28 protein-coding genes and 2 tRNA genes are annotated in these 14,508 nt (G+C 63.3%); 13 read left to right on the top strand and 17 right to left on the bottom strand.

Annotated elements, in window-relative coordinates; translation table 11 throughout:
• Positions 1-48 precede the first annotated feature (48 nt).
• The 6 genes from ACN9M2_RS07715 to ACN9M2_RS07690 all read right to left on the bottom strand — a co-directional run bounded on the left by ACN9M2_RS07715 (position 49) and on the right by ACN9M2_RS07690 (position 2,455).
• The gene (locus tag ACN9M2_RS07715; protein ID WP_426287509.1) at positions 49-1,197 is read right to left on the bottom strand and encodes a hypothetical protein; all 1,149 of its coding nucleotides are present in this window, start codon (positions 1,195-1,197) and stop codon (positions 49-51) included.
• The gene (locus ACN9M2_RS07710) at positions 1,194-1,619 is read right to left on the bottom strand and encodes a dATP/dGTP diphosphohydrolase domain-containing protein (protein ID WP_426287508.1); all 426 of its coding nucleotides are present in this window, start codon (positions 1,617-1,619) and stop codon (positions 1,194-1,196) included. The genes ACN9M2_RS07715 and ACN9M2_RS07710 overlap by 4 nt, the downstream gene beginning before the upstream one ends.
• Entirely contained in the window at positions 1,616-1,855 is a 240-nt protein-coding gene (locus ACN9M2_RS07705) for a DUF7220 family protein (RefSeq protein ID WP_426287507.1), read from the bottom strand. The genes ACN9M2_RS07710 and ACN9M2_RS07705 overlap by 4 nt, the downstream gene beginning before the upstream one ends.
• Positions 1,852-2,106 (bottom strand): hypothetical protein, encoded by a 255-nt coding sequence (locus ACN9M2_RS07700; protein ID WP_426287506.1) that lies wholly within the window; start codon positions 2,104-2,106, stop codon positions 1,852-1,854. The genes ACN9M2_RS07705 and ACN9M2_RS07700 overlap by 4 nt, the downstream gene beginning before the upstream one ends.
• 167 nt (positions 2,107-2,273) lie before the next feature.
• Positions 2,274-2,362, bottom strand: a tRNA-Ser gene (locus ACN9M2_RS07695).
• 6 nt (positions 2,363-2,368) lie between these two features.
• Positions 2,369-2,455, bottom strand: a tRNA-Ser gene (locus ACN9M2_RS07690).
• Positions 2,456-2,701: 246 nt separating this feature from the next.
• On the opposite strand from ACN9M2_RS07690, the gene ACN9M2_RS07685 reads away from it, so the two are divergent.
• Positions 2,702-2,902 carry a hypothetical protein gene (locus tag ACN9M2_RS07685; protein WP_426287505.1) on the top strand — a complete coding sequence of 67 codons (201 nt, stop codon included), beginning with the start codon at positions 2,702-2,704 and terminating at the stop codon, positions 2,900-2,902.
• Positions 2,903-2,969: 67 nt separating this feature from the next.
• Here ACN9M2_RS07685 and ACN9M2_RS07680 read toward each other — a convergent pair whose 3' ends face one another.
• The 11 genes from ACN9M2_RS07680 to ACN9M2_RS07630 all read right to left on the bottom strand — a co-directional run bounded on the left by ACN9M2_RS07680 (position 2,970) and on the right by ACN9M2_RS07630 (position 8,944).
• Positions 2,970-3,122, bottom strand: coding sequence for a hypothetical protein (locus ACN9M2_RS07680; protein ID WP_426287504.1), 153 nt, complete (start codon positions 3,120-3,122; stop codon positions 2,970-2,972).
• Between the two features lie 56 nt (positions 3,123-3,178).
• Entirely contained in the window at positions 3,179-3,385 is a 207-nt protein-coding gene (locus ACN9M2_RS07675; RefSeq protein ID WP_426287503.1) for a hypothetical protein, read from the bottom strand.
• The gene (locus ACN9M2_RS07670; RefSeq protein WP_426287502.1) at positions 3,385-3,861 is read right to left on the bottom strand and encodes a hypothetical protein; all 477 of its coding nucleotides are present in this window, start codon (positions 3,859-3,861) and stop codon (positions 3,385-3,387) included. Before ACN9M2_RS07670 ends, ACN9M2_RS07675 begins: the two co-directional genes overlap by 1 nt.
• On the bottom strand, positions 3,858-4,079 hold the full coding sequence (locus ACN9M2_RS07665) for a hypothetical protein (protein ID WP_426287501.1): 222 nt from the start codon (positions 4,077-4,079) through the stop codon (positions 3,858-3,860). Before ACN9M2_RS07665 ends, ACN9M2_RS07670 begins: the two co-directional genes overlap by 4 nt.
• Before the next feature lie 9 nt (positions 4,080-4,088).
• Positions 4,089-4,352 (bottom strand): hypothetical protein, encoded by a 264-nt coding sequence (locus ACN9M2_RS07660; protein ID WP_426287500.1) that lies wholly within the window; start codon positions 4,350-4,352, stop codon positions 4,089-4,091.
• A complete protein-coding gene (locus ACN9M2_RS07655; protein WP_426287499.1) occupies positions 4,349-4,747 on the bottom strand; it encodes a hypothetical protein in 399 nt (132 codons plus the stop codon). Before ACN9M2_RS07655 ends, ACN9M2_RS07660 begins: the two co-directional genes overlap by 4 nt.
• A complete protein-coding gene (locus ACN9M2_RS07650; protein ID WP_426287498.1) occupies positions 4,744-5,148 on the bottom strand; it encodes a VRR-NUC domain-containing protein in 405 nt (134 codons plus the stop codon). Before ACN9M2_RS07650 ends, ACN9M2_RS07655 begins: the two co-directional genes overlap by 4 nt.
• 267 nt (positions 5,149-5,415) lie before the next feature.
• Complete coding sequence (locus ACN9M2_RS07645) at positions 5,416-7,680, bottom strand: bifunctional DNA primase/polymerase (RefSeq protein ID WP_426287497.1); 2,265 nt, start codon at positions 7,678-7,680, stop codon at positions 5,416-5,418.
• 298 nt (positions 7,681-7,978) lie between these two features.
• Positions 7,979-8,179: a hypothetical protein gene (locus tag ACN9M2_RS07640; protein WP_426287496.1), complete on the bottom strand. Its 201-nt coding sequence runs from the start codon at positions 8,177-8,179 to the stop codon at positions 7,979-7,981.
• Position 8,180: 1 nt separating this feature from the next.
• Positions 8,181-8,453, bottom strand: coding sequence for a hypothetical protein (locus ACN9M2_RS07635; protein ID WP_426287495.1), 273 nt, complete (start codon positions 8,451-8,453; stop codon positions 8,181-8,183).
• Entirely contained in the window at positions 8,450-8,944 is a 495-nt protein-coding gene (locus tag ACN9M2_RS07630) for a phage regulatory CII family protein (protein WP_426287494.1), read from the bottom strand. The genes ACN9M2_RS07635 and ACN9M2_RS07630 overlap by 4 nt, the downstream gene beginning before the upstream one ends.
• Positions 8,945-9,418: 474 nt before the next feature.
• Between ACN9M2_RS07630 and ACN9M2_RS07625 the strand changes: the two genes are divergently transcribed.
• The 12 genes from ACN9M2_RS07625 to ACN9M2_RS07570 all read left to right on the top strand — a co-directional run bounded on the left by ACN9M2_RS07625 (position 9,419) and on the right by ACN9M2_RS07570 (position 14,073).
• On the top strand, positions 9,419-9,754 hold the full coding sequence (locus ACN9M2_RS07625; RefSeq protein ID WP_426287493.1) for a hypothetical protein: 336 nt from the start codon (positions 9,419-9,421) through the stop codon (positions 9,752-9,754).
• A 32-nt stretch (positions 9,755-9,786) separates the two neighbouring features.
• Positions 9,787-10,191 carry a hypothetical protein gene (locus ACN9M2_RS07620; protein ID WP_426287492.1) on the top strand — a complete coding sequence of 135 codons (405 nt, stop codon included), beginning with the start codon at positions 9,787-9,789 and terminating at the stop codon, positions 10,189-10,191.
• A 207-nt stretch (positions 10,192-10,398) separates the two neighbouring features.
• Entirely contained in the window at positions 10,399-10,743 is a 345-nt protein-coding gene (locus tag ACN9M2_RS07615; RefSeq protein ID WP_426287491.1) for a hypothetical protein, read from the top strand.
• A gap of 202 nt (positions 10,744-10,945) precedes the next feature.
• Positions 10,946-11,137 carry a hypothetical protein gene (locus ACN9M2_RS07610; RefSeq protein ID WP_426287490.1) on the top strand — a complete coding sequence of 64 codons (192 nt, stop codon included), beginning with the start codon at positions 10,946-10,948 and terminating at the stop codon, positions 11,135-11,137.
• Positions 11,134-11,397 (top strand): hypothetical protein, encoded by a 264-nt coding sequence (locus ACN9M2_RS07605; protein ID WP_426287489.1) that lies wholly within the window; start codon positions 11,134-11,136, stop codon positions 11,395-11,397. Before ACN9M2_RS07610 ends, ACN9M2_RS07605 begins: the two co-directional genes overlap by 4 nt.
• Positions 11,394-11,594, top strand: a complete 201-nt coding sequence (locus ACN9M2_RS07600; RefSeq protein ID WP_426287488.1) for a hypothetical protein — start codon at positions 11,394-11,396, stop codon at positions 11,592-11,594. Before ACN9M2_RS07605 ends, ACN9M2_RS07600 begins: the two co-directional genes overlap by 4 nt.
• A gap of 105 nt (positions 11,595-11,699) precedes the next feature.
• Positions 11,700-11,921 (top strand): hypothetical protein, encoded by a 222-nt coding sequence (locus ACN9M2_RS07595; RefSeq protein ID WP_426287487.1) that lies wholly within the window; start codon positions 11,700-11,702, stop codon positions 11,919-11,921.
• Positions 11,918-12,325 carry a DUF7173 family protein gene (locus tag ACN9M2_RS07590; RefSeq protein ID WP_426287486.1) on the top strand — a complete coding sequence of 136 codons (408 nt, stop codon included), beginning with the start codon at positions 11,918-11,920 and terminating at the stop codon, positions 12,323-12,325. The genes ACN9M2_RS07595 and ACN9M2_RS07590 overlap by 4 nt, the downstream gene beginning before the upstream one ends.
• Positions 12,325-12,522: a hypothetical protein gene (locus ACN9M2_RS07585; RefSeq protein WP_426287485.1), complete on the top strand. Its 198-nt coding sequence runs from the start codon at positions 12,325-12,327 to the stop codon at positions 12,520-12,522. Before ACN9M2_RS07590 ends, ACN9M2_RS07585 begins: the two co-directional genes overlap by 1 nt.
• A gap of 2 nt (positions 12,523-12,524) precedes the next feature.
• The gene (locus ACN9M2_RS07580) at positions 12,525-12,743 is read left to right on the top strand and encodes a hypothetical protein (protein WP_426287484.1); all 219 of its coding nucleotides are present in this window, start codon (positions 12,525-12,527) and stop codon (positions 12,741-12,743) included.
• A complete protein-coding gene (locus tag ACN9M2_RS07575) occupies positions 12,740-13,501 on the top strand; it encodes an ATP-binding protein (protein WP_426287483.1) in 762 nt (253 codons plus the stop codon). The genes ACN9M2_RS07580 and ACN9M2_RS07575 overlap by 4 nt, the downstream gene beginning before the upstream one ends.
• Before the next feature lie 44 nt (positions 13,502-13,545).
• Entirely contained in the window at positions 13,546-14,073 is a 528-nt protein-coding gene (locus tag ACN9M2_RS07570) for a DUF669 domain-containing protein (protein WP_426287482.1), read from the top strand.
• The last annotated feature ends 435 nt before the right edge of the window (positions 14,074-14,508 follow it).

Below are 14,508 nucleotides of genomic sequence, written 5' to 3'. Positions count from 1 at the left end.
AGACCGGCGACCCCGTCAGCATGCAAAAGATCGCTGCCGCAACTCGCATCACGCCGCCTCCTTCTCGAACATCGCCGCATGCACCTTCGAGCGCGCGACCTCGCCGTGCTCGGCGTGGTAGACGATGGCCTGCATCGACCGGCCCGAGCGCCACCCACCATTCGCAGCGTAGGCATCCTTCGCGGCCAGAGTGTTGAAGCTCTCGACGCTGACGCCCGAGAACTCCTTCTTGGATTCGTGGTGGATGTGCCCGATCAGCCAGTGGCGGTGTGTCGTCTCGCCCCAGTCCTTGGCGCGGTCGCATGCCATGACGCCCGGCAGCTTGTCGCTCTTGCAAGCGTGGCCGTGATGCGCACCCAGGAGCACCTTGCCCCAGCGGTAGTACGAGAAGACCGAGGGGTTCGTGTCGATCGTGACGCGCGGCTCGTTCTCATACACGTGGGACAGCGCCACGGACAGCCACAGTGCGCCGGTCTCGTCATGGTTGCCCGGCAGATTGATGACGTGCACGCGCTCGTGCTTCGTCAGCGCGGACTCGATGCACTGGCGAATGATCTTGACCGCCACGCTGACCATCTTGGCGTAGCGGCCGTCGGCGTCCAGGTTGTGACCGCTGCGGGGCGTCACCGCTGCGAGGCTGTCATAGTGCAGAGCGTCGCCGAGGTTCAGGATCACGGCCTGTTTGCTGCGCGGCGCACTGGACACCAGCTCAGCCATGGCCCCGCAGTGGACTCGCTCGGCAATGGCGAGATCCCAGTCGTCGCCCGTCTCGTCCGCCCAGGCGTACATGCCAATGTGCGGATCGCCGATGGGGTAGACGGTCAGGAGGTCATCTCGCCATGCGCCGGAGGCGACGCGAGGCTTCACGCGAGGCAGCTTGGCGGTCATGGCCTCGCACGCGGCGCGGAAGATCTCCGCCTGCTCCTCCGCGTCCTCGTTCGACTTCACCCACTGCATCACCTGCTCGCCCGTGCGCTTGTCGATGAGCGTCGATGTGCCGCGCAGCTTCTGCCCAAGCGGGAGCGGCGTGGTGATGCCGTGGCCAGGCGCCCATCCTTGGCGGGCCTGCGTCGCCTCGCTGATCTCGGCCTCGGTTCGCTGCGGCGGCGCGAAGCTACTGGCGCCGCAGGCACGGCAGCGGATGCGACCCGCGCCGTTACGGATGGCGGCGTCGGCTTGGCACTTGGGGCAGATCATGCGCCGTGCTCGCTGCCGATCTTGGCATACAGGACGACACCGCCATCTTTCAGGATAGTGAATGCGTCGGCGCTCACGATCCTGTCTTCCGAACTTCGCGCATTGCGCGGCAGCGGCAACCCAAGCTCGCGCTCAAGCTCCTCCTGCAGCATCGCCAGCGCGCGCCACGCGACCTTGGCCGTGTGCCGCTGCCCGTCCGTGTCGATGGTCCCGGCATCCACGAGGTGGCGCAGGATGCAGTCGGCGTGATCCGTGGACTTGCCACGCGCATGGTGCATCGGCTGGCCCGGGTTGTGCTGGTCGTTGCCAGCCTTGCTGACACGGGCAACCTCGGCCAACGCGTTCGGGAAGTACCAGAGCAGGCCCTGCGCCATGGGCGCGGCCTTGCGCTCAGCGGCGTCGGTCGGGAGGGAGGCGGTCATGCTGTCACCTGGTCGGCGTTACCGAACTTGGCGCGATTGAAGAAGCGACGGAGCGCGTAGCTGCGAACGAATGACACGACCGTGTAGAACAGGGTCATGTAGAACGCCGAAAGCTTCGGACTGGACGGGTCCCACAAGACGGGAACGATGACGACCGTGGCTGCCCAGTTCACGCCACCGCCAACGAAGATGTTGGCAAGCGATTCGGTGAGCGAACCCTTCTTTGACTGGCTCATACGATGGGCGCTCCGATATGCATCGGCGTCTCGACGTAGCGGTCCGCAGGCATAAGCCACGACAGGCCTTCGAAGATGGTGTCGGCGGTCATCGCCACGACCTGGAGGACGCCCACCTTCGGACAGGCCATTACGACGTCAGGGCCTTCCTCGGAAATCCACGCCGGGATGCCATAGATGCGCCCGTGATGCGTGAATCCGAACTCGCGCGCACGGTTCTCGCTGATCCAGAACAGATCCGTCAGTCGCATGGCTTGGCCTCAATAGGTCCGGCGCCCGCTCTCGCGGGGCTACGGCGCCCGTGGCGTCGGCCGGCTCAGGGGATTTGGGGCTCGCGGTGTGCGAGGACGGCTGGGATCTCCCGGCCCGCCCCAAAAAGAAAGCCCGCCGGTTAGGGCGGGCTCGTAAGTGAATCAACTGGCGGAAGCGGCAGGATTCGAACCTGCGCGCCACAAGTGGGCGTTCCGGTTAGCAACCGGATGCTTTCGGCCTCTCAGCCACGCTTCCGTGAAATGGCGGAAGGTTGAGGAGTCGAACCCCTGCGCTCTAGCGCACCACGGTTTTCAAGACCGCTCGCCGGCCACCCCAGCGGAGCCTTCCAAAAAGAAAGCCCGGCGCCAGGCCGGGCTCGTGAAACAAAACTGTCGAAGTGGCTTGCTCTGCGAACCTCGGCGCATGGGGTCAATGGCTTTCACCCCCCCCCTGCCTTCTCCACCACCTAGGAGGTCACTGCTCATTCGGGTCAGGCACACAGACCCTATGATGGAAGTTTCGCGCAGGGCGAAACGTTGTCAAGCGGTGGGCAAACGGGCGTATCCTTTGGAGACATCAACCACGGAGACGGAAATGGCAGTTTTCGACATCAATGGCCTTGCTGTGAACACTCGCTACATCGTGTCCATCGGCGACATCCGAGAGTCCGTGAACGCCGGTTACTTCCACTTTGCCGTGTCAATGCATGGTCGCGATGCAATCTCCGCTCGCTACCCAAGCAAAGAAGAAGCCGAGTCTCAGAGGGCAAGCCTCATCGCATCGATGGAGCGATAGCCGCCACAGAGGCCGCGCATCGCGAATCCGTGCCCTATACGCGGTGTCAGCGCGGCGCCGCGTTTTTTCATGGCAGCCGCCGCAACAGGCGCTCCCTCGCGACCGTCTCGCGCAACTCGTCGATGCGGTCATACAGCCGCGACACGCGCCGCATGTACTGCGCCATGGCGAGGAAGTAACCGCCCATGGCGCACAGGACTGCTGCCGTAAATGCGTCCATCACGCTGTCCTCGTCACGGGAAAACTTGCCGCACCAGAGGCTTCATCACGCCACCCTCAGTTGGTTGACAGGCCATTACCAATATCTCCATGCGACCCCGGCTCAAGCCGAAGCGTGAAGGGTGGTATGCCAAATACATCAAGCACGTATTGGCTGGTGACCTTGCCATACACCTTGCGAACCACCAGGCACGACGAGTCGAGGATTGCGCCTCGCCCGGCGCCACCTTCGTCATTGAGCAGGTACATCAACGCAACCTTCATCACGCCACCCTCCGCGCGCGCCGCGCCGCCAGTGCCAGAGCATCCTCGGCCAACCGCTCCAGCACAAGCGCGCCGGCGGCCACCAGATCGCCCCAGTCCTCCTCGTTCACCCCAACGGGAGCACCAGGGCACGCACGGCCCAGCACGACGCTGTAGGCGGCCATGGCGACGTGCCCGATGCGCTGGCGGTTGCGGCGTACCAGCGCAGAGCGGTCAGCGCTCAGCGCGCGCCCCAGGGCGGCACAGACACGGCCATAGTGTCCGGCGATGCCCGTCGCCATGTCGATCGCAATGTCAGGACCGACGTCCGCGGGGTTGGCGCGGCCGAACGAGAGCGCCGCGGCGATCATGTGGTCGGTCGGGATCGCGCGCAGGTGCGTTGTGCCGCCGCCCGTCGGCTCACGCCAGGTGCCATGCCCGGCCAGGGCGTAGACGCGCTCGCGGAAGGTGGGCTTGTCGTGGGTGTAGGTTGTCATTTGGGGTCCTTGGCCGCGCGGCGCTTGATGAGGATTCTGTGCTTCCGTGACTCGCTGTGGACAAACCATCCAGCGATCCACGCGAACGGCCCGAGGATGCTTCCAAAGAGCATCGCCACTGGGACTACGTCCGTGGTCAGGTCTTCGGTTCGGGTCCACCAGTAGATAAACCCGCCAATGCCGACGATGGCCCATGCGAGGGTGATGAAGGTGGTCATGGGGCTTCCTCAGTCCGTACCGACGTTGATTCGACTCATGCCGCCGGGCACGAGTAATTGGGCCTTGACGGCGGCGTCCAATAGATCGCGAGCCCAGGCGAGCGCTTTGGTCACACCATGGCGACAGGACTGCTCATCGGAGAAGTCGAAGCCCGAGACGATCACCTCCATGCTGTTGGAGCCTGGACGGATGGTCACCGTGCCGAACGTGGTCATGTCGCTGTAGTCGGCGTGCTCGGGCTGAAGCACGAGGCCATGGTCTCTGGTGGTCATGCGGCTTCCTTGGTCAGGGCACGCTCAGCGCGCCATTCGTCTTCGAAGGGCAACCCCTCCGCCCTCAACTCCGCGATGATCTCGCGGCCAATCTGTTCAGCGTCCTCTTTGGGCAGCCTGAACCGGCAAGCCGTGCTGTAACGCCGCTCCTCGGTGAGAAACCCGGCCGCGACCAACTTGCGAAGGTGCGCCAGGGCCACGGGCAAGCTGCATCCAGTGTGCTTTGCGTAGTCCCACGAGTGAACGCTCGTCAGGTGCACCGTGTGTGCGTTTGGCTCGCGAACGGAGATCGTCCGCACCCCGATCGCGTAGTTGTGCTGGTACGCCCATCGAGAGGACGCCTTCGCCGCCGAGAGAGCACTCACTTCGGCCTCGCTCAAGTCGAACTTCTTCACGCCGCTTCCTCCATCTCAGGGCAGCCATCGGCCGCCAGGTAATCGCGCAGCACGGCGATCGCCTGCTCGTGCCCCTCACACACCGCCACGCAGTGACCTGCCGCGTGCAGCGCCGCCAGCCATGCCCGCTGCTCGCTGGACACCCGGCCGCCATCGGCGCGCTTCATCTCCACGTACAGCCCGTGGAAGCCACCACGCGCCACCGGCAGGCATAGGTCGGGCACGCCAGGCTTCACGCCCATGCGCTTCAGCTTCTCGGCCTCGCGCTTGCCGCGCTTACCGCCATTGGGCACGTGGTACAGCAGCACGAGCTCCGGCCATGTGGCGGTCTGGCCGGCCGCCCAGCGCAGAACGAGCTCCTGCTCGAAGTCCTCGGGGACGAGGCTAAGGGAGCGGGTCATGGGCCGACCCTCACAGCAGGGTGGAGATAATTAATCGGAGACAAAGCGGAGACAAAGTTGTCTCCGTCGGTAATCGTTGGGCCCCAAGGCTTAGATATATAAGAGAGACAAAAACAAACTACTTCTTCTTTACACACCTTACGCGTATAGGGACCCCCTTCCCATCCCGGGAAAGAGTGCCTATGGAATTTGTCGACGATAATGCTCCATACCATGGCGCCCAACGCTTTTAAGCGGAGACACAGGGCGTCGACGGTAATGCTGACGTTATGCGGCTTCATCGTCGGCCTCCGGTTGAGTGGCGATCCAGGCAAGCCGCGGTTTCCCGCGACCGCTCGATGACTTGAACTCGGTGTAGGCGACCAGTTCGTCGGCACGGAGGCTGTCCATGATCGCCTTGCGCATGCGGGGCTCCATGCCCGCGTAGGGGCGGGAGAAGCGAGCCAGCTCACGCTCAGTACGGCCACGGACACCCGCGCTACGGATGACTCCCAGAAGATCAGAGCGCCATTTGGCGAACTGCGAGCCGTGCATGTTCCGCCGGATGGCGTCGATGGTCTGCGCGGTGTAGTGCTTCACGTACGCGATGGCCCATTCCGCGTGGTCAAGTCGCACGAACGGTGTGCTCACGCTGTCGGACACCGCAAGGATCAGGGCGATGCGCATGGCCTTCTCGACGCTTCGGCCCTCCATTTCCGCCAAGCGCTCGCCGTCCAGTGCGTCCATGGACGTAAGACAGGCGGCCTCGTAGGAGCGGAACGCCGCCTTGGCTTCGGCGGTGAAGTCCACCACTCGCGGCGTGGGTACGGCATCCGGCCCAAGGTCGAGCGCCGAGAGGTTTCCGCCCTGCCCAGCACGCGCGGCCTGACACCACTCGACGACCGAGTCAGGCACCTCCAACTGGTCGACCGGACGAGACATCTGCCGCCCGATGGACGACTCGACAATCAGCAGGCGATTGAGGAATCCTCCCTCGATGCTCGATTCGCCCAGGGAGTCGTAGAACGTCTCTGGCGTCGTCATCGCCAGGAGCGACAACGCGGGCCGCTGCACGACACGCTTGGCGGCCTCTGCGCGCTGCTGCGGGGTGAGGCTCATAGTCGAGTAGCCCTGCGGGCGCAGACAGCCGTGCAGGAGTCCCCAGCACTTCACAAGCTCGGTGACGGCCTGGCGCTTGTGGAAGTTTCCCTGCGCCCGGGCGTTGCCCAGAAGGTCGCCCAGTTCGTCGATGACCGTCATGTGGCATGGCTGGTGATACAGGGCCGAGAACACGGCGCTATCGGAGGTGTAGCCCGAAGGCCCGATCAGTTGGCCAAAGCCGGCGGCGTCAAGACAAGCCTCGATGACGGTGCGCGGGTGCTCTTTGCCTGACGCCGAGCGCCCCACGTTCACGAAGTACATGGACGACCAGTTGTCGCGTGTGGTCCGGAAGCGCCGACCAAGGACCACCGAGCCGAGAGCGAGCGCGGCCTGCACCGCAAATTGCGGCTGGGGTTTAGGCGCCGTGCGGTTATACAGGTCGACCACGCTGCCCAGGACGCCCGGGAGGCGCAGCAGACGCGACGGCGTGCCCAACTCCATGGGAGCCGCCTCGGGCTGCGCGAAGGGAATCACGTTCGCCGCCGGAGTGGCGACTCTCTGACTTTCCCCGTTCCAACCGGCATCACGCGCCCACACGAAGATGCTCTCGACGTGCAGCGGACCGTTCGCGCGGAAAGTTCGCCATTTGACGCTTGTCGAGTTGTCGTAGTTTGGCGCCGATTGGGACCATACATCCCAAATGTCGAATGCCTCGGGGGCCTCGGTGCTATGGAGCGCCTGGCCGACGGATATCCACGTCTGGTACTCGCTCGCGTCCAGGTGCGCCAGCGCGGCGTGCAAGTCCGCGATGCGCTGCTCGTCGAGGTGGCCGGTGCCGGATATCCCCGGTCCGGACGGCCCCATGGCGGGAGCAATGAGCCATGCGGGGGCGCTTGCCACCGGGTGACCTTCCGTCGGATCGGCACTTCCTTCCCAGGCGTAGGTGCCACCCGAGGCGTGCGTCGAGGGCTCTACCACGATATACCCGCCCGTGGACTTCACGTCGATGCCGCGGCCGGGACTGCGCATTCGCGAGCCGTCGTGCTTGAACAGGTAGTGATAACCGCCGCCGCCAGTCAGCGCGAGCGCGGTATCGGGCAGCTTGCCGCGGGTCTGTTCGACGACCGCGAGAGTGTCATCGCCGCCATTGCGTGGATCGACGTCGAGTACGTCGAAACCCGACGGCACACCCGTGGCAATACCGAGGTTTGCCGTCGGCACCGAAGTGAACCATTCGGTGATGCGCGCGGCGTCGGTCGTGGCGTCATGCACGCCATGCGGTACGAGCACCTGGTGAGGATGCTTACCGATGCTGCCGGCAGCGAGCTTTGTCGGCCCCGTTCCATCGTGCGGATCGCCGCAGCTACAGCGACCGCCGGGCTTAATGAAGTGCAGCGGCAAGACAGCCCAGCCCATGCCGGCGTAGCGGAGCGCGTGCTCAAGGTGGGTCATGCGTCCTCTCGCAAGTGCGCGGGCTGCCAGATGCACTCGACCCATTCGATCTTGTCGTGGGAGTCGGTGGCAGGCTCTAGGCAGATGGACGGGCACATACCCAGCTCGCCGGTGTCCAGTCTGAGAGAGGTATCGAACGCTCCGCGCGGATTGAAACCAGCGTTCGGAGAGCCCATCGTCCCAGCGACAGTGCCCGTGCGGCCAATGGGAGCTTCGGCAAGAATTGGCTTTCCGCGGTCACCGGGAAGCCCCCTGGCGCTGCGCACGACCCGCACCCTCTGCCCCACGTAGAACCGACTCACGCCGCCTTCCTCTCCGCCAGATGGTCGGCCGCGCAGTCCGCACAAAACCGCCAGATGGTGCCCGAGGCCATCACGTGCGCCGGGACCTCGCCGCAATTCTCGCAGTCGGGAACGATGCGCGGCCGGCTGGCGTGGCGTGCGAGCGCGGCTTGGCGCTCCAGGGCTTCGATGGCTTCCGCCCGATCGAGGTCGTCCATATCACTCACCCGCCGAAAGAATGGGCAGGTCGCGATACGTCAGCTGCCCGAGGTTGCGTTGGCCCTGCGATTGCGCACGCACGGCGGCGTTGATGTCCACGAAATCCGAGCGTTTGAGACGCAGGCAAGGCGGCGTCTTGTTCGCAAGTTTCATGTACTCATGCATGCGATCAAACGCTTCAAGCAAGCCCTGATGCCGCTTGGTCAGCTTGAATCCTGACAACGTAGTGCTCAGATTTGCCGCGCGCGGCGGCTCCTTCATCATGGCATTCATGCGGCATTCCTCCGAAGGTTCGCCACGTTGGGTTGCGCGACGAAGCCGCGCGCCACTTCTTCGAGCTCGACGGCCGTCTGCGTGGCGCGGCGTCGACGCTCGGTGATCCGCTCCATTTCTTCCGCCGAGATCTCACCGTCGGCTAGCGAGTGGATGAGTTCCCGACTCAGCTCGGCGGTGTGCAGGGTCGTCTCCATCAGCTTCTCGGCGACTGACATGTCGCTCGCACCCCTGCCCTCGCCTTCGCGCACCAACTGGAAGCCGAACTCGGCGGCCATGCAGCGGACGAGCGCGAATGGGTCGGGGACATTTGCATCTGCGGCGTGCTCGCATATCTCGCGCGCTTCGAGCAACGACAAGTGGTGCGTCTCGTTGGTGCGACTGACTTTGTTGCGCAGCACGTGCGGGCTCATCCCCATGGCGGCAGCCATGCCGGCATAGCTGCCGGGGTACGCAAGGACGGTGCGCTTAGCTATATCAAGGATGTTCATGAAGTACCCCTGGTGAACGTGTTTTGCCGCACTGCGGCGAATAAATTGGCGCCATGGAAACCACGACGCCCGCTGAAAAATTGAAATGCGTGGCCCTAGGCCGCCCTTTGAGTCGTCGGGCCTGCGCACTGGCTTTGCGAGCGCTCGCACGCCTCAAAAGCACGGACCCAGATAAGGACGGATGCATCCAGAGACGAATCGGCGGCAGCCATGCGCGCGGCCAAAGCACGGCCGATGCCCCGCTGGCCCTTACATACGGCATAGACGGTGGGATAAGGGACACCCAGGCGCTCAGCGACGGCGGCCATGGAGCCGAACCGATCGACGTAGGCTTGCCAGTAGGAGCGAGGATTCATGGATGACCTATGCGAAACGCGTTGTGATCAAGTATGCGTTTCGCGTAGTCGGTTTGCAACCACTGCCCCTAACCTTGCAGCAGGAACAAAATCAACAGGCTGTAAGGCGTCTCACTCCATGAGCAAGCTCTCTGACAATCTCAACGTCCGGCGAGACCAACTCGGACTCCGCGTCGAAGACGTTGTCGCCGAACTAGCAAAGCGTGGCATCGATCGTGCTTTCTCGACGGTTGCCGGCTGGTTCAATGGCAGCAGGGGGACTAGGTGGAATATGGATGAGCTAAGGGCGCTACTGGATATCTTGCAGACGGATCTGGACTCAATCACGAAAGGCCAGGTAGAACTCATCGAAGAGAAGCTGCCAGCAGCGACAGCGCGCGAGATGCAGGGTCTGCCGGAAGAGCAGCAGCAGGCCATCTTGGCCATGGTTCGCGCCATGAAGGGGCGGCCTTAACTGAGGCAGAAACAAGCAGGGGTTCACTCGTCATGAAGAAATGCCTGTTTTTTGCGGCCCTGGCCGCTTGCGCCGGAGGAATGACGGCTTGCGCCAGAATGCCGGCGCAGGCTGAGGTGGCTTCCCTACAGTACGGACCGCCCATCGCTCAGGAGGACGCTGAGGCGCAGGCCAAGGCCTATCTCTCCAAGCACCTTAAAGACCCGTACTCCGCGGTCTTCACTTGGCAGAAGGTGGATAAGGGGTGGGTCAAGGCCCCTCCTATACTCGGCGGCGGGATTGACGCCGGATGGGTGCTCAAGGGCACCGTAAACGCCAGGAACAGCTTCGGGGGCTATGTAGGCGCCCGCCCTTACCAGTTCATGTTCTACAACGGCTCGCTCTCTCATGTCTGGGCCGCGGACAACGATGGCGGCATCCTCACCAAGCAAATGTGATCCCTTCTACAAATGTGAAGACCCTGAAGCCCGCCTAGAGCGGGCTTTTTGTTGCCCGTCAGGCGGCATTTTGATGAACGCTAGATAAACGTACTATGCGTTGCGCGTACTTTTTGCTGAACTACTATGCGAAACGCGTTGCGAACTCACTACGCAAAGTGCATAGTAGCTCCACGCCGCCAGAGAGGCCGGCGATGGGAGATCAACATGTCCAGCCAGACCCTGCGTCAGCGTCACGGCATCGAGCAGTACCAGGCCGTCGAGCGCACCCGCCGTAGCGACTTCCGCGATGCCGCGAACGCTCGCGGGTTCAAGTGCGCGCCGGCAGCGAATGAAGTACCGCACGCTGAGGACACCACCTTCGGTGCGTGGTGTCTGACGATCCTCGCGATTCTTGGCTTCGTCGTCCTTGTGACGCAGCTCATGCGCCTTGGAGCAATTGATCAGCGAGTCCGAGATGCGCGGCATGCGTGCGAGGCTCAGGGCCTTCGCGTAGTCGTCGTCAACCACGGCAATGACGACGAGGTCTTGTGTGTCGGGGGTGCCCGATGAGCACCGAGACGCAGAAGGTGGATGTGCGCCGCATCGTTCCGTGCATGCAGACAGATCGTTTTCCTTCGCGCAGCGCAATCGAATCGAAGTGCCCGTTTAGCGGTGCTTGGCATTGCACGGGAATTTACGAAACTCGTCAGTTCGCTGCACGCGAAGTTGCTCGCAGGGAAAAATCCGCTCTCGCCCGCGTCGGGGGTGCATCGTGAAGGACTTCAACCTCGCATCTGCCGCCCTCGGGATCATCCTTTTTGTTGGTCTGCTCCTCTGCATCGGCGGGATTACCTCGGGAGCGTTCCAGACGTCCTTCGCGTCCGACTGCTTGAGCATCGGGAAGGTGCGTGTGAACGGCACCGTGTTCGAGTGCAAGCGGATCGCTGACGAGGTGAAACCATGACCATGCACCCCGCCTTCGTCCAGGCGCTCAAGCCCTTCGCGCCGCCAGCTAACGATCCCGCGCCGAACTTCCTGCGCCTGCCGTTCGAGATCGACACCGAGAGCGGCACGGTGACAGCCGATCCGCGCGACGTCGCTGCCGTGTTCGAGCGCGTCATCGACGACAACATGGAACTGATCTGCGAGCGACTTCTCGTGCTGACGCGCAAGCGTCTCGCCGAGAGCGCGGACGAGAACCTGATTGCGAGGCACGCAGCATGAGTGCTCACGCGATGGCAACGCAAGCGCTGGCGGGTGAGATCGTCGAGGCGCTGCTTAAAGACGAGAAGACCGATGGGTTCGACCTCTGTGCGGGCATGTTCGGCACTGAATTCTCGAACCTGATACGACGTCTCGCTTCCGATCATCTGGAGCTTTCAGAGCTGCGCGCCGAGAAAGCCAGGAGCGCAACGCCATGAGCATCCCAACGATCTTCCGCATCGCGGCGGGCCATGCCGCGAACGATCCCAACTACATCCCGCCTGCGCCCGCCCGGGCTGCGGCTTAACTGACACGGAGCACTTATGCGCACCCTCCTCATTATCGTCCTGACGCTCGTCGTCATCGGCTGTGCCTCGCCCTTCTTCCCGAAGAAGACGCAGCGCGAACTCGACACCGACCAGTGCACCTATGGCGTCGTCGTGCCGCACAACTTCGACACCGAAGCCAAGCGGAAGGCGTACATCAAGAATGTGGCCGTGCCCGCCTGCCTCAAGGCCAAGCACTACGCGGAGGTGTCGCTGTGAACCCCGTCGATACCGCAGCACGGCGCCTGGAACTCGCCAAGCGCACCGAAGCCATGGCGTCTGCCGCTCGTGTGGAGGCCGAGAAGGAACTCATCGCACTCCTGCCTGTAAAAGACGAAGGCAGCGTCACGATGAAGGGCGCGCAGTACAAGGTGTCTGTGACCTACGGCTTCAACCGCACGGTCGATGCGCAGGCGCTCGAAGCGATCAAGCGCGAAGTGCCGTCCGAGCTGTTCGAACAGGCCATCGACTACAAGCCGTCGCTTGTGCTGGCGGGGCTCAGGTACTTGCAGAGCAATGAGCCGGACACCTACGCGATGCTCGCCCAGGCGATCACGTCTAAGCCGAGCAAGCCGAGTGTGAAGATCGAAGCGCTGGCGGAAGAACTGCGGGAGGCGGCGTGATGGACATCGTCCGCGTGCTGCGCGTCATCGAGTACATCGGCCCGCGTGATCGTGTCGAGCAAGTTGTCGCCGGTTCGATCCATGGCAACAAGGATGCCGGAGGCGGCTTGCTAATTCGTGCCGCGACTGTTGGCGCCTACCCAGAGATCATCGGACAGGTGCGTGAGGACGTCTCGCCCCATGAGGAGACCGCCTAACCATGGACGCCAAAGAACTAGGCAACCGCTCGGCCTTCCCCATGGCGATGATCGAGCACACGGTGAACTCGCCCGGCCTGACGAAGAAAGAACGGATCGCCATGGCCGCCATGCAGGGACTTCTCACGCTCCAGACGCACGACAACCCCCAACGCATTGCACAACTCGCCATCGAACACGCAGACGCACTTCTGACCGAACTCGCAAAGGAATCCACATGAGCATCAGCCTCTCAGCCATCAGTAAGACCCAGCGCAACTCTCTTCCGCCGCGTGTCGTCGTCCATGGCGCGCAGAAGGTCGGTAAGACAACCTTCGCGGCCGGTGCCTACAAGCCCGTGTTTATCTGCCTTGAAGACGGCCTCGCTGGCATCGAAACCGATGCCGTGAACGAGGGCCGCGTGGTCGAGTCCTTCGAGGACGTCATGGCTTGGCTCGACGTCATCAAGACCTCCGACTTCGGCACGGTCGTCGTGGACTCGCTCGACTGGCTGGAACCGCTGGTGTGGCAGTCGGCATGCACCCGCAACAACTGGTCGAGCATCGAGCAGCCCGGGTACGGCAAGGGCTACGTCGAGGCGAATGCCGACTGGCGTCGGTTTTTCGATGCCCTGAGCGACCTGCGCACGAACCACGGCAAGGCTGTGGTGCTCATCGCCCACAGTGCAGTGAAGCGCTTTGAGGCCCCTGACGTCGAGGCTTTCGACCGCTACGAACTCAAGCTGCAGAAGGGTCCGCTTGGCCTCGCCATCGAGTGGGCGGACATCATCGGATTCGCCCAGGAAGAAATGGCGATCAAGAAGGAAAAGGACGGCTTCAACAACGTTCGCGCCCGCGGCATCGGCACCGGTCGGCGCGTGCTTCACGTCAACGCCAAGCCCTCGTTCATTGCGGGCAACCGCTATGGCATGCCGGACACGATCGACCTCTCGTGGAACGCCCTGATGGGCGCCATGAACCCTGTCGCGCAGGCGGCGTAACCCTCCGCACAAACAACGAACTACGAACCTAGGAACACACGAACATGGCAAATCTCTTTGGCTCCTACGATCCGAACGCCGAGGCACAGGCCGACCTCGGGAAGCTCCCGACCGGTGAGTATCTCGCGGTAATCACCGACAGTGACATGAAGCCCACGAACGACAACACCGGCGAATACCTCGAACTTATCTACGAGGTCATCGATGGTCCCCTCAAGGGGCGCAAGCACTGGGAGCGCCTGAACCTGAAGAACGCGAGCGCGCAGACCGTCGAAATCGCCAACCGTCAGTTCGCCAGCCTTCGCGAGGCGATCGGCGTACCGAACCCGCGCGACTCGCAGGAGCTGCACAACAAGCCTCACATCATCCGCGTCGAGTTCTACCCGGCCGGGAGCCTCTATACGTCGGGCAGCCGCAAGGGCAAATCTCGCGATCGAGACGAGGCGACCATCAAATCCTGGAAGAAGCACGAAGGCGCGCTTCCGGCCGGCGGCACCGCCCCGTCCTCCGCTCCCGCCGCCAACAACCAGCCGGCCTCCCCGACCCCGCCGTGGGCGAACAAGGCGGCGTAACCCATCAGCCCAGGCGGTGGTGGCGCATATAACGCCGTCACTGGCTTGAAGTGGGGGTATCTCGCCGATGGACTTCTGCAACCTGACCCTAAGCGCGGAAGGCCGCGCAGGTAATGCGAGAGCGCGGTCGGAAGCGGTTTTCATCGGAATAACGTGGCACGGCCTTGGCCTTGCCGCTACTCACTGAGAAGCCAGCGCGTGGCCCCGGCGATACGGGGCGTGCCATGACCGAGTGCCGCGCTTCACACCCTAAGCGCACAAGTGAGCCGGTTAACGCATAGACCGGGTCTTGCCCCCTCAACACTCGCAGTGGGAGCCGGCTCACTTGTATGGATCGGAATGTAGCGCCTCCGCAGAACCCGCAACCAGACAAGCGGCAGTACCGCGGGCGCCTATACAAGAGCGCTGCCGCTGAGGACGCCAGAGATCAGCACT

Source organism: Luteibacter sp. E-22, from assembly GCF_049913125.1.
Classification (GTDB): Bacteria; Pseudomonadota; Gammaproteobacteria; order Xanthomonadales; family Rhodanobacteraceae; genus Luteibacter.
The sequence above is the reverse complement of the archived record's forward strand: the minus strand, read 5'-3'. Positions and strand labels throughout refer to the sequence as shown.

Bases quoted from the DNA above. Each gene is read 5' to 3' on its own strand.
- ACN9M2_RS07715 (WP_426287509.1), bottom strand. From the start codon at position 1,197: ATGATCTGCCCCAAGTGCCAAGCCGACGCCGCCATCCGTAACGGCGCG.
- ACN9M2_RS07710 (WP_426287508.1), bottom strand. From the start codon at position 1,619: ATGACCGCCTCCCTCCCGACCGACGCCGCTGAGCGCAAGGCCGCGCCC.
- ACN9M2_RS07705 (WP_426287507.1), bottom strand. From the start codon at position 1,855: ATGAGCCAGTCAAAGAAGGGTTCGCTCACCGAATCGCTTGCCAACATC.
- ACN9M2_RS07700 (WP_426287506.1), bottom strand. From the start codon at position 2,106: ATGCGACTGACGGATCTGTTCTGGATCAGCGAGAACCGTGCGCGCGAG.
- ACN9M2_RS07685 (WP_426287505.1), top strand. From the start codon at position 2,702: ATGGCAGTTTTCGACATCAATGGCCTTGCTGTGAACACTCGCTACATC.
- ACN9M2_RS07680 (WP_426287504.1), bottom strand. From the start codon at position 3,122: ATGGACGCATTTACGGCAGCAGTCCTGTGCGCCATGGGCGGTTACTTC.
- ACN9M2_RS07675 (WP_426287503.1), bottom strand. From the start codon at position 3,385: ATGAAGGTTGCGTTGATGTACCTGCTCAATGACGAAGGTGGCGCCGGG.
- ACN9M2_RS07670 (WP_426287502.1), bottom strand. From the start codon at position 3,861: ATGACAACCTACACCCACGACAAGCCCACCTTCCGCGAGCGCGTCTAC.
- ACN9M2_RS07665 (WP_426287501.1), bottom strand. From the start codon at position 4,079: ATGACCACCTTCATCACCCTCGCATGGGCCATCGTCGGCATTGGCGGG.
- ACN9M2_RS07660 (WP_426287500.1), bottom strand. From the start codon at position 4,352: ATGACCACCAGAGACCATGGCCTCGTGCTTCAGCCCGAGCACGCCGAC.
- ACN9M2_RS07650 (WP_426287498.1), bottom strand. From the start codon at position 5,148: ATGACCCGCTCCCTTAGCCTCGTCCCCGAGGACTTCGAGCAGGAGCTC.
- ACN9M2_RS07645 (WP_426287497.1), bottom strand. From the start codon at position 7,680: ATGACCCACCTTGAGCACGCGCTCCGCTACGCCGGCATGGGCTGGGCT.
- ACN9M2_RS07640 (WP_426287496.1), bottom strand. From the start codon at position 8,179: ATGGACGACCTCGATCGGGCGGAAGCCATCGAAGCCCTGGAGCGCCAA.
- ACN9M2_RS07635 (WP_426287495.1), bottom strand. From the start codon at position 8,453: ATGAATGCCATGATGAAGGAGCCGCCGCGCGCGGCAAATCTGAGCACT.
- ACN9M2_RS07630 (WP_426287494.1), bottom strand. From the start codon at position 8,944: ATGAACATCCTTGATATAGCTAAGCGCACCGTCCTTGCGTACCCCGGC.
- ACN9M2_RS07625 (WP_426287493.1), top strand. From the start codon at position 9,419: ATGAGCAAGCTCTCTGACAATCTCAACGTCCGGCGAGACCAACTCGGA.
- ACN9M2_RS07620 (WP_426287492.1), top strand. From the start codon at position 9,787: ATGAAGAAATGCCTGTTTTTTGCGGCCCTGGCCGCTTGCGCCGGAGGA.
- ACN9M2_RS07615 (WP_426287491.1), top strand. From the start codon at position 10,399: ATGTCCAGCCAGACCCTGCGTCAGCGTCACGGCATCGAGCAGTACCAG.
- ACN9M2_RS07605 (WP_426287489.1), top strand. From the start codon at position 11,134: ATGACCATGCACCCCGCCTTCGTCCAGGCGCTCAAGCCCTTCGCGCCG.
- ACN9M2_RS07600 (WP_426287488.1), top strand. From the start codon at position 11,394: ATGAGTGCTCACGCGATGGCAACGCAAGCGCTGGCGGGTGAGATCGTC.
- ACN9M2_RS07595 (WP_426287487.1), top strand. From the start codon at position 11,700: ATGCGCACCCTCCTCATTATCGTCCTGACGCTCGTCGTCATCGGCTGT.
- ACN9M2_RS07585 (WP_426287485.1), top strand. From the start codon at position 12,325: ATGGACATCGTCCGCGTGCTGCGCGTCATCGAGTACATCGGCCCGCGT.
- ACN9M2_RS07580 (WP_426287484.1), top strand. From the start codon at position 12,525: ATGGACGCCAAAGAACTAGGCAACCGCTCGGCCTTCCCCATGGCGATG.
- ACN9M2_RS07575 (WP_426287483.1), top strand. From the start codon at position 12,740: ATGAGCATCAGCCTCTCAGCCATCAGTAAGACCCAGCGCAACTCTCTT.
- ACN9M2_RS07570 (WP_426287482.1), top strand. From the start codon at position 13,546: ATGGCAAATCTCTTTGGCTCCTACGATCCGAACGCCGAGGCACAGGCC.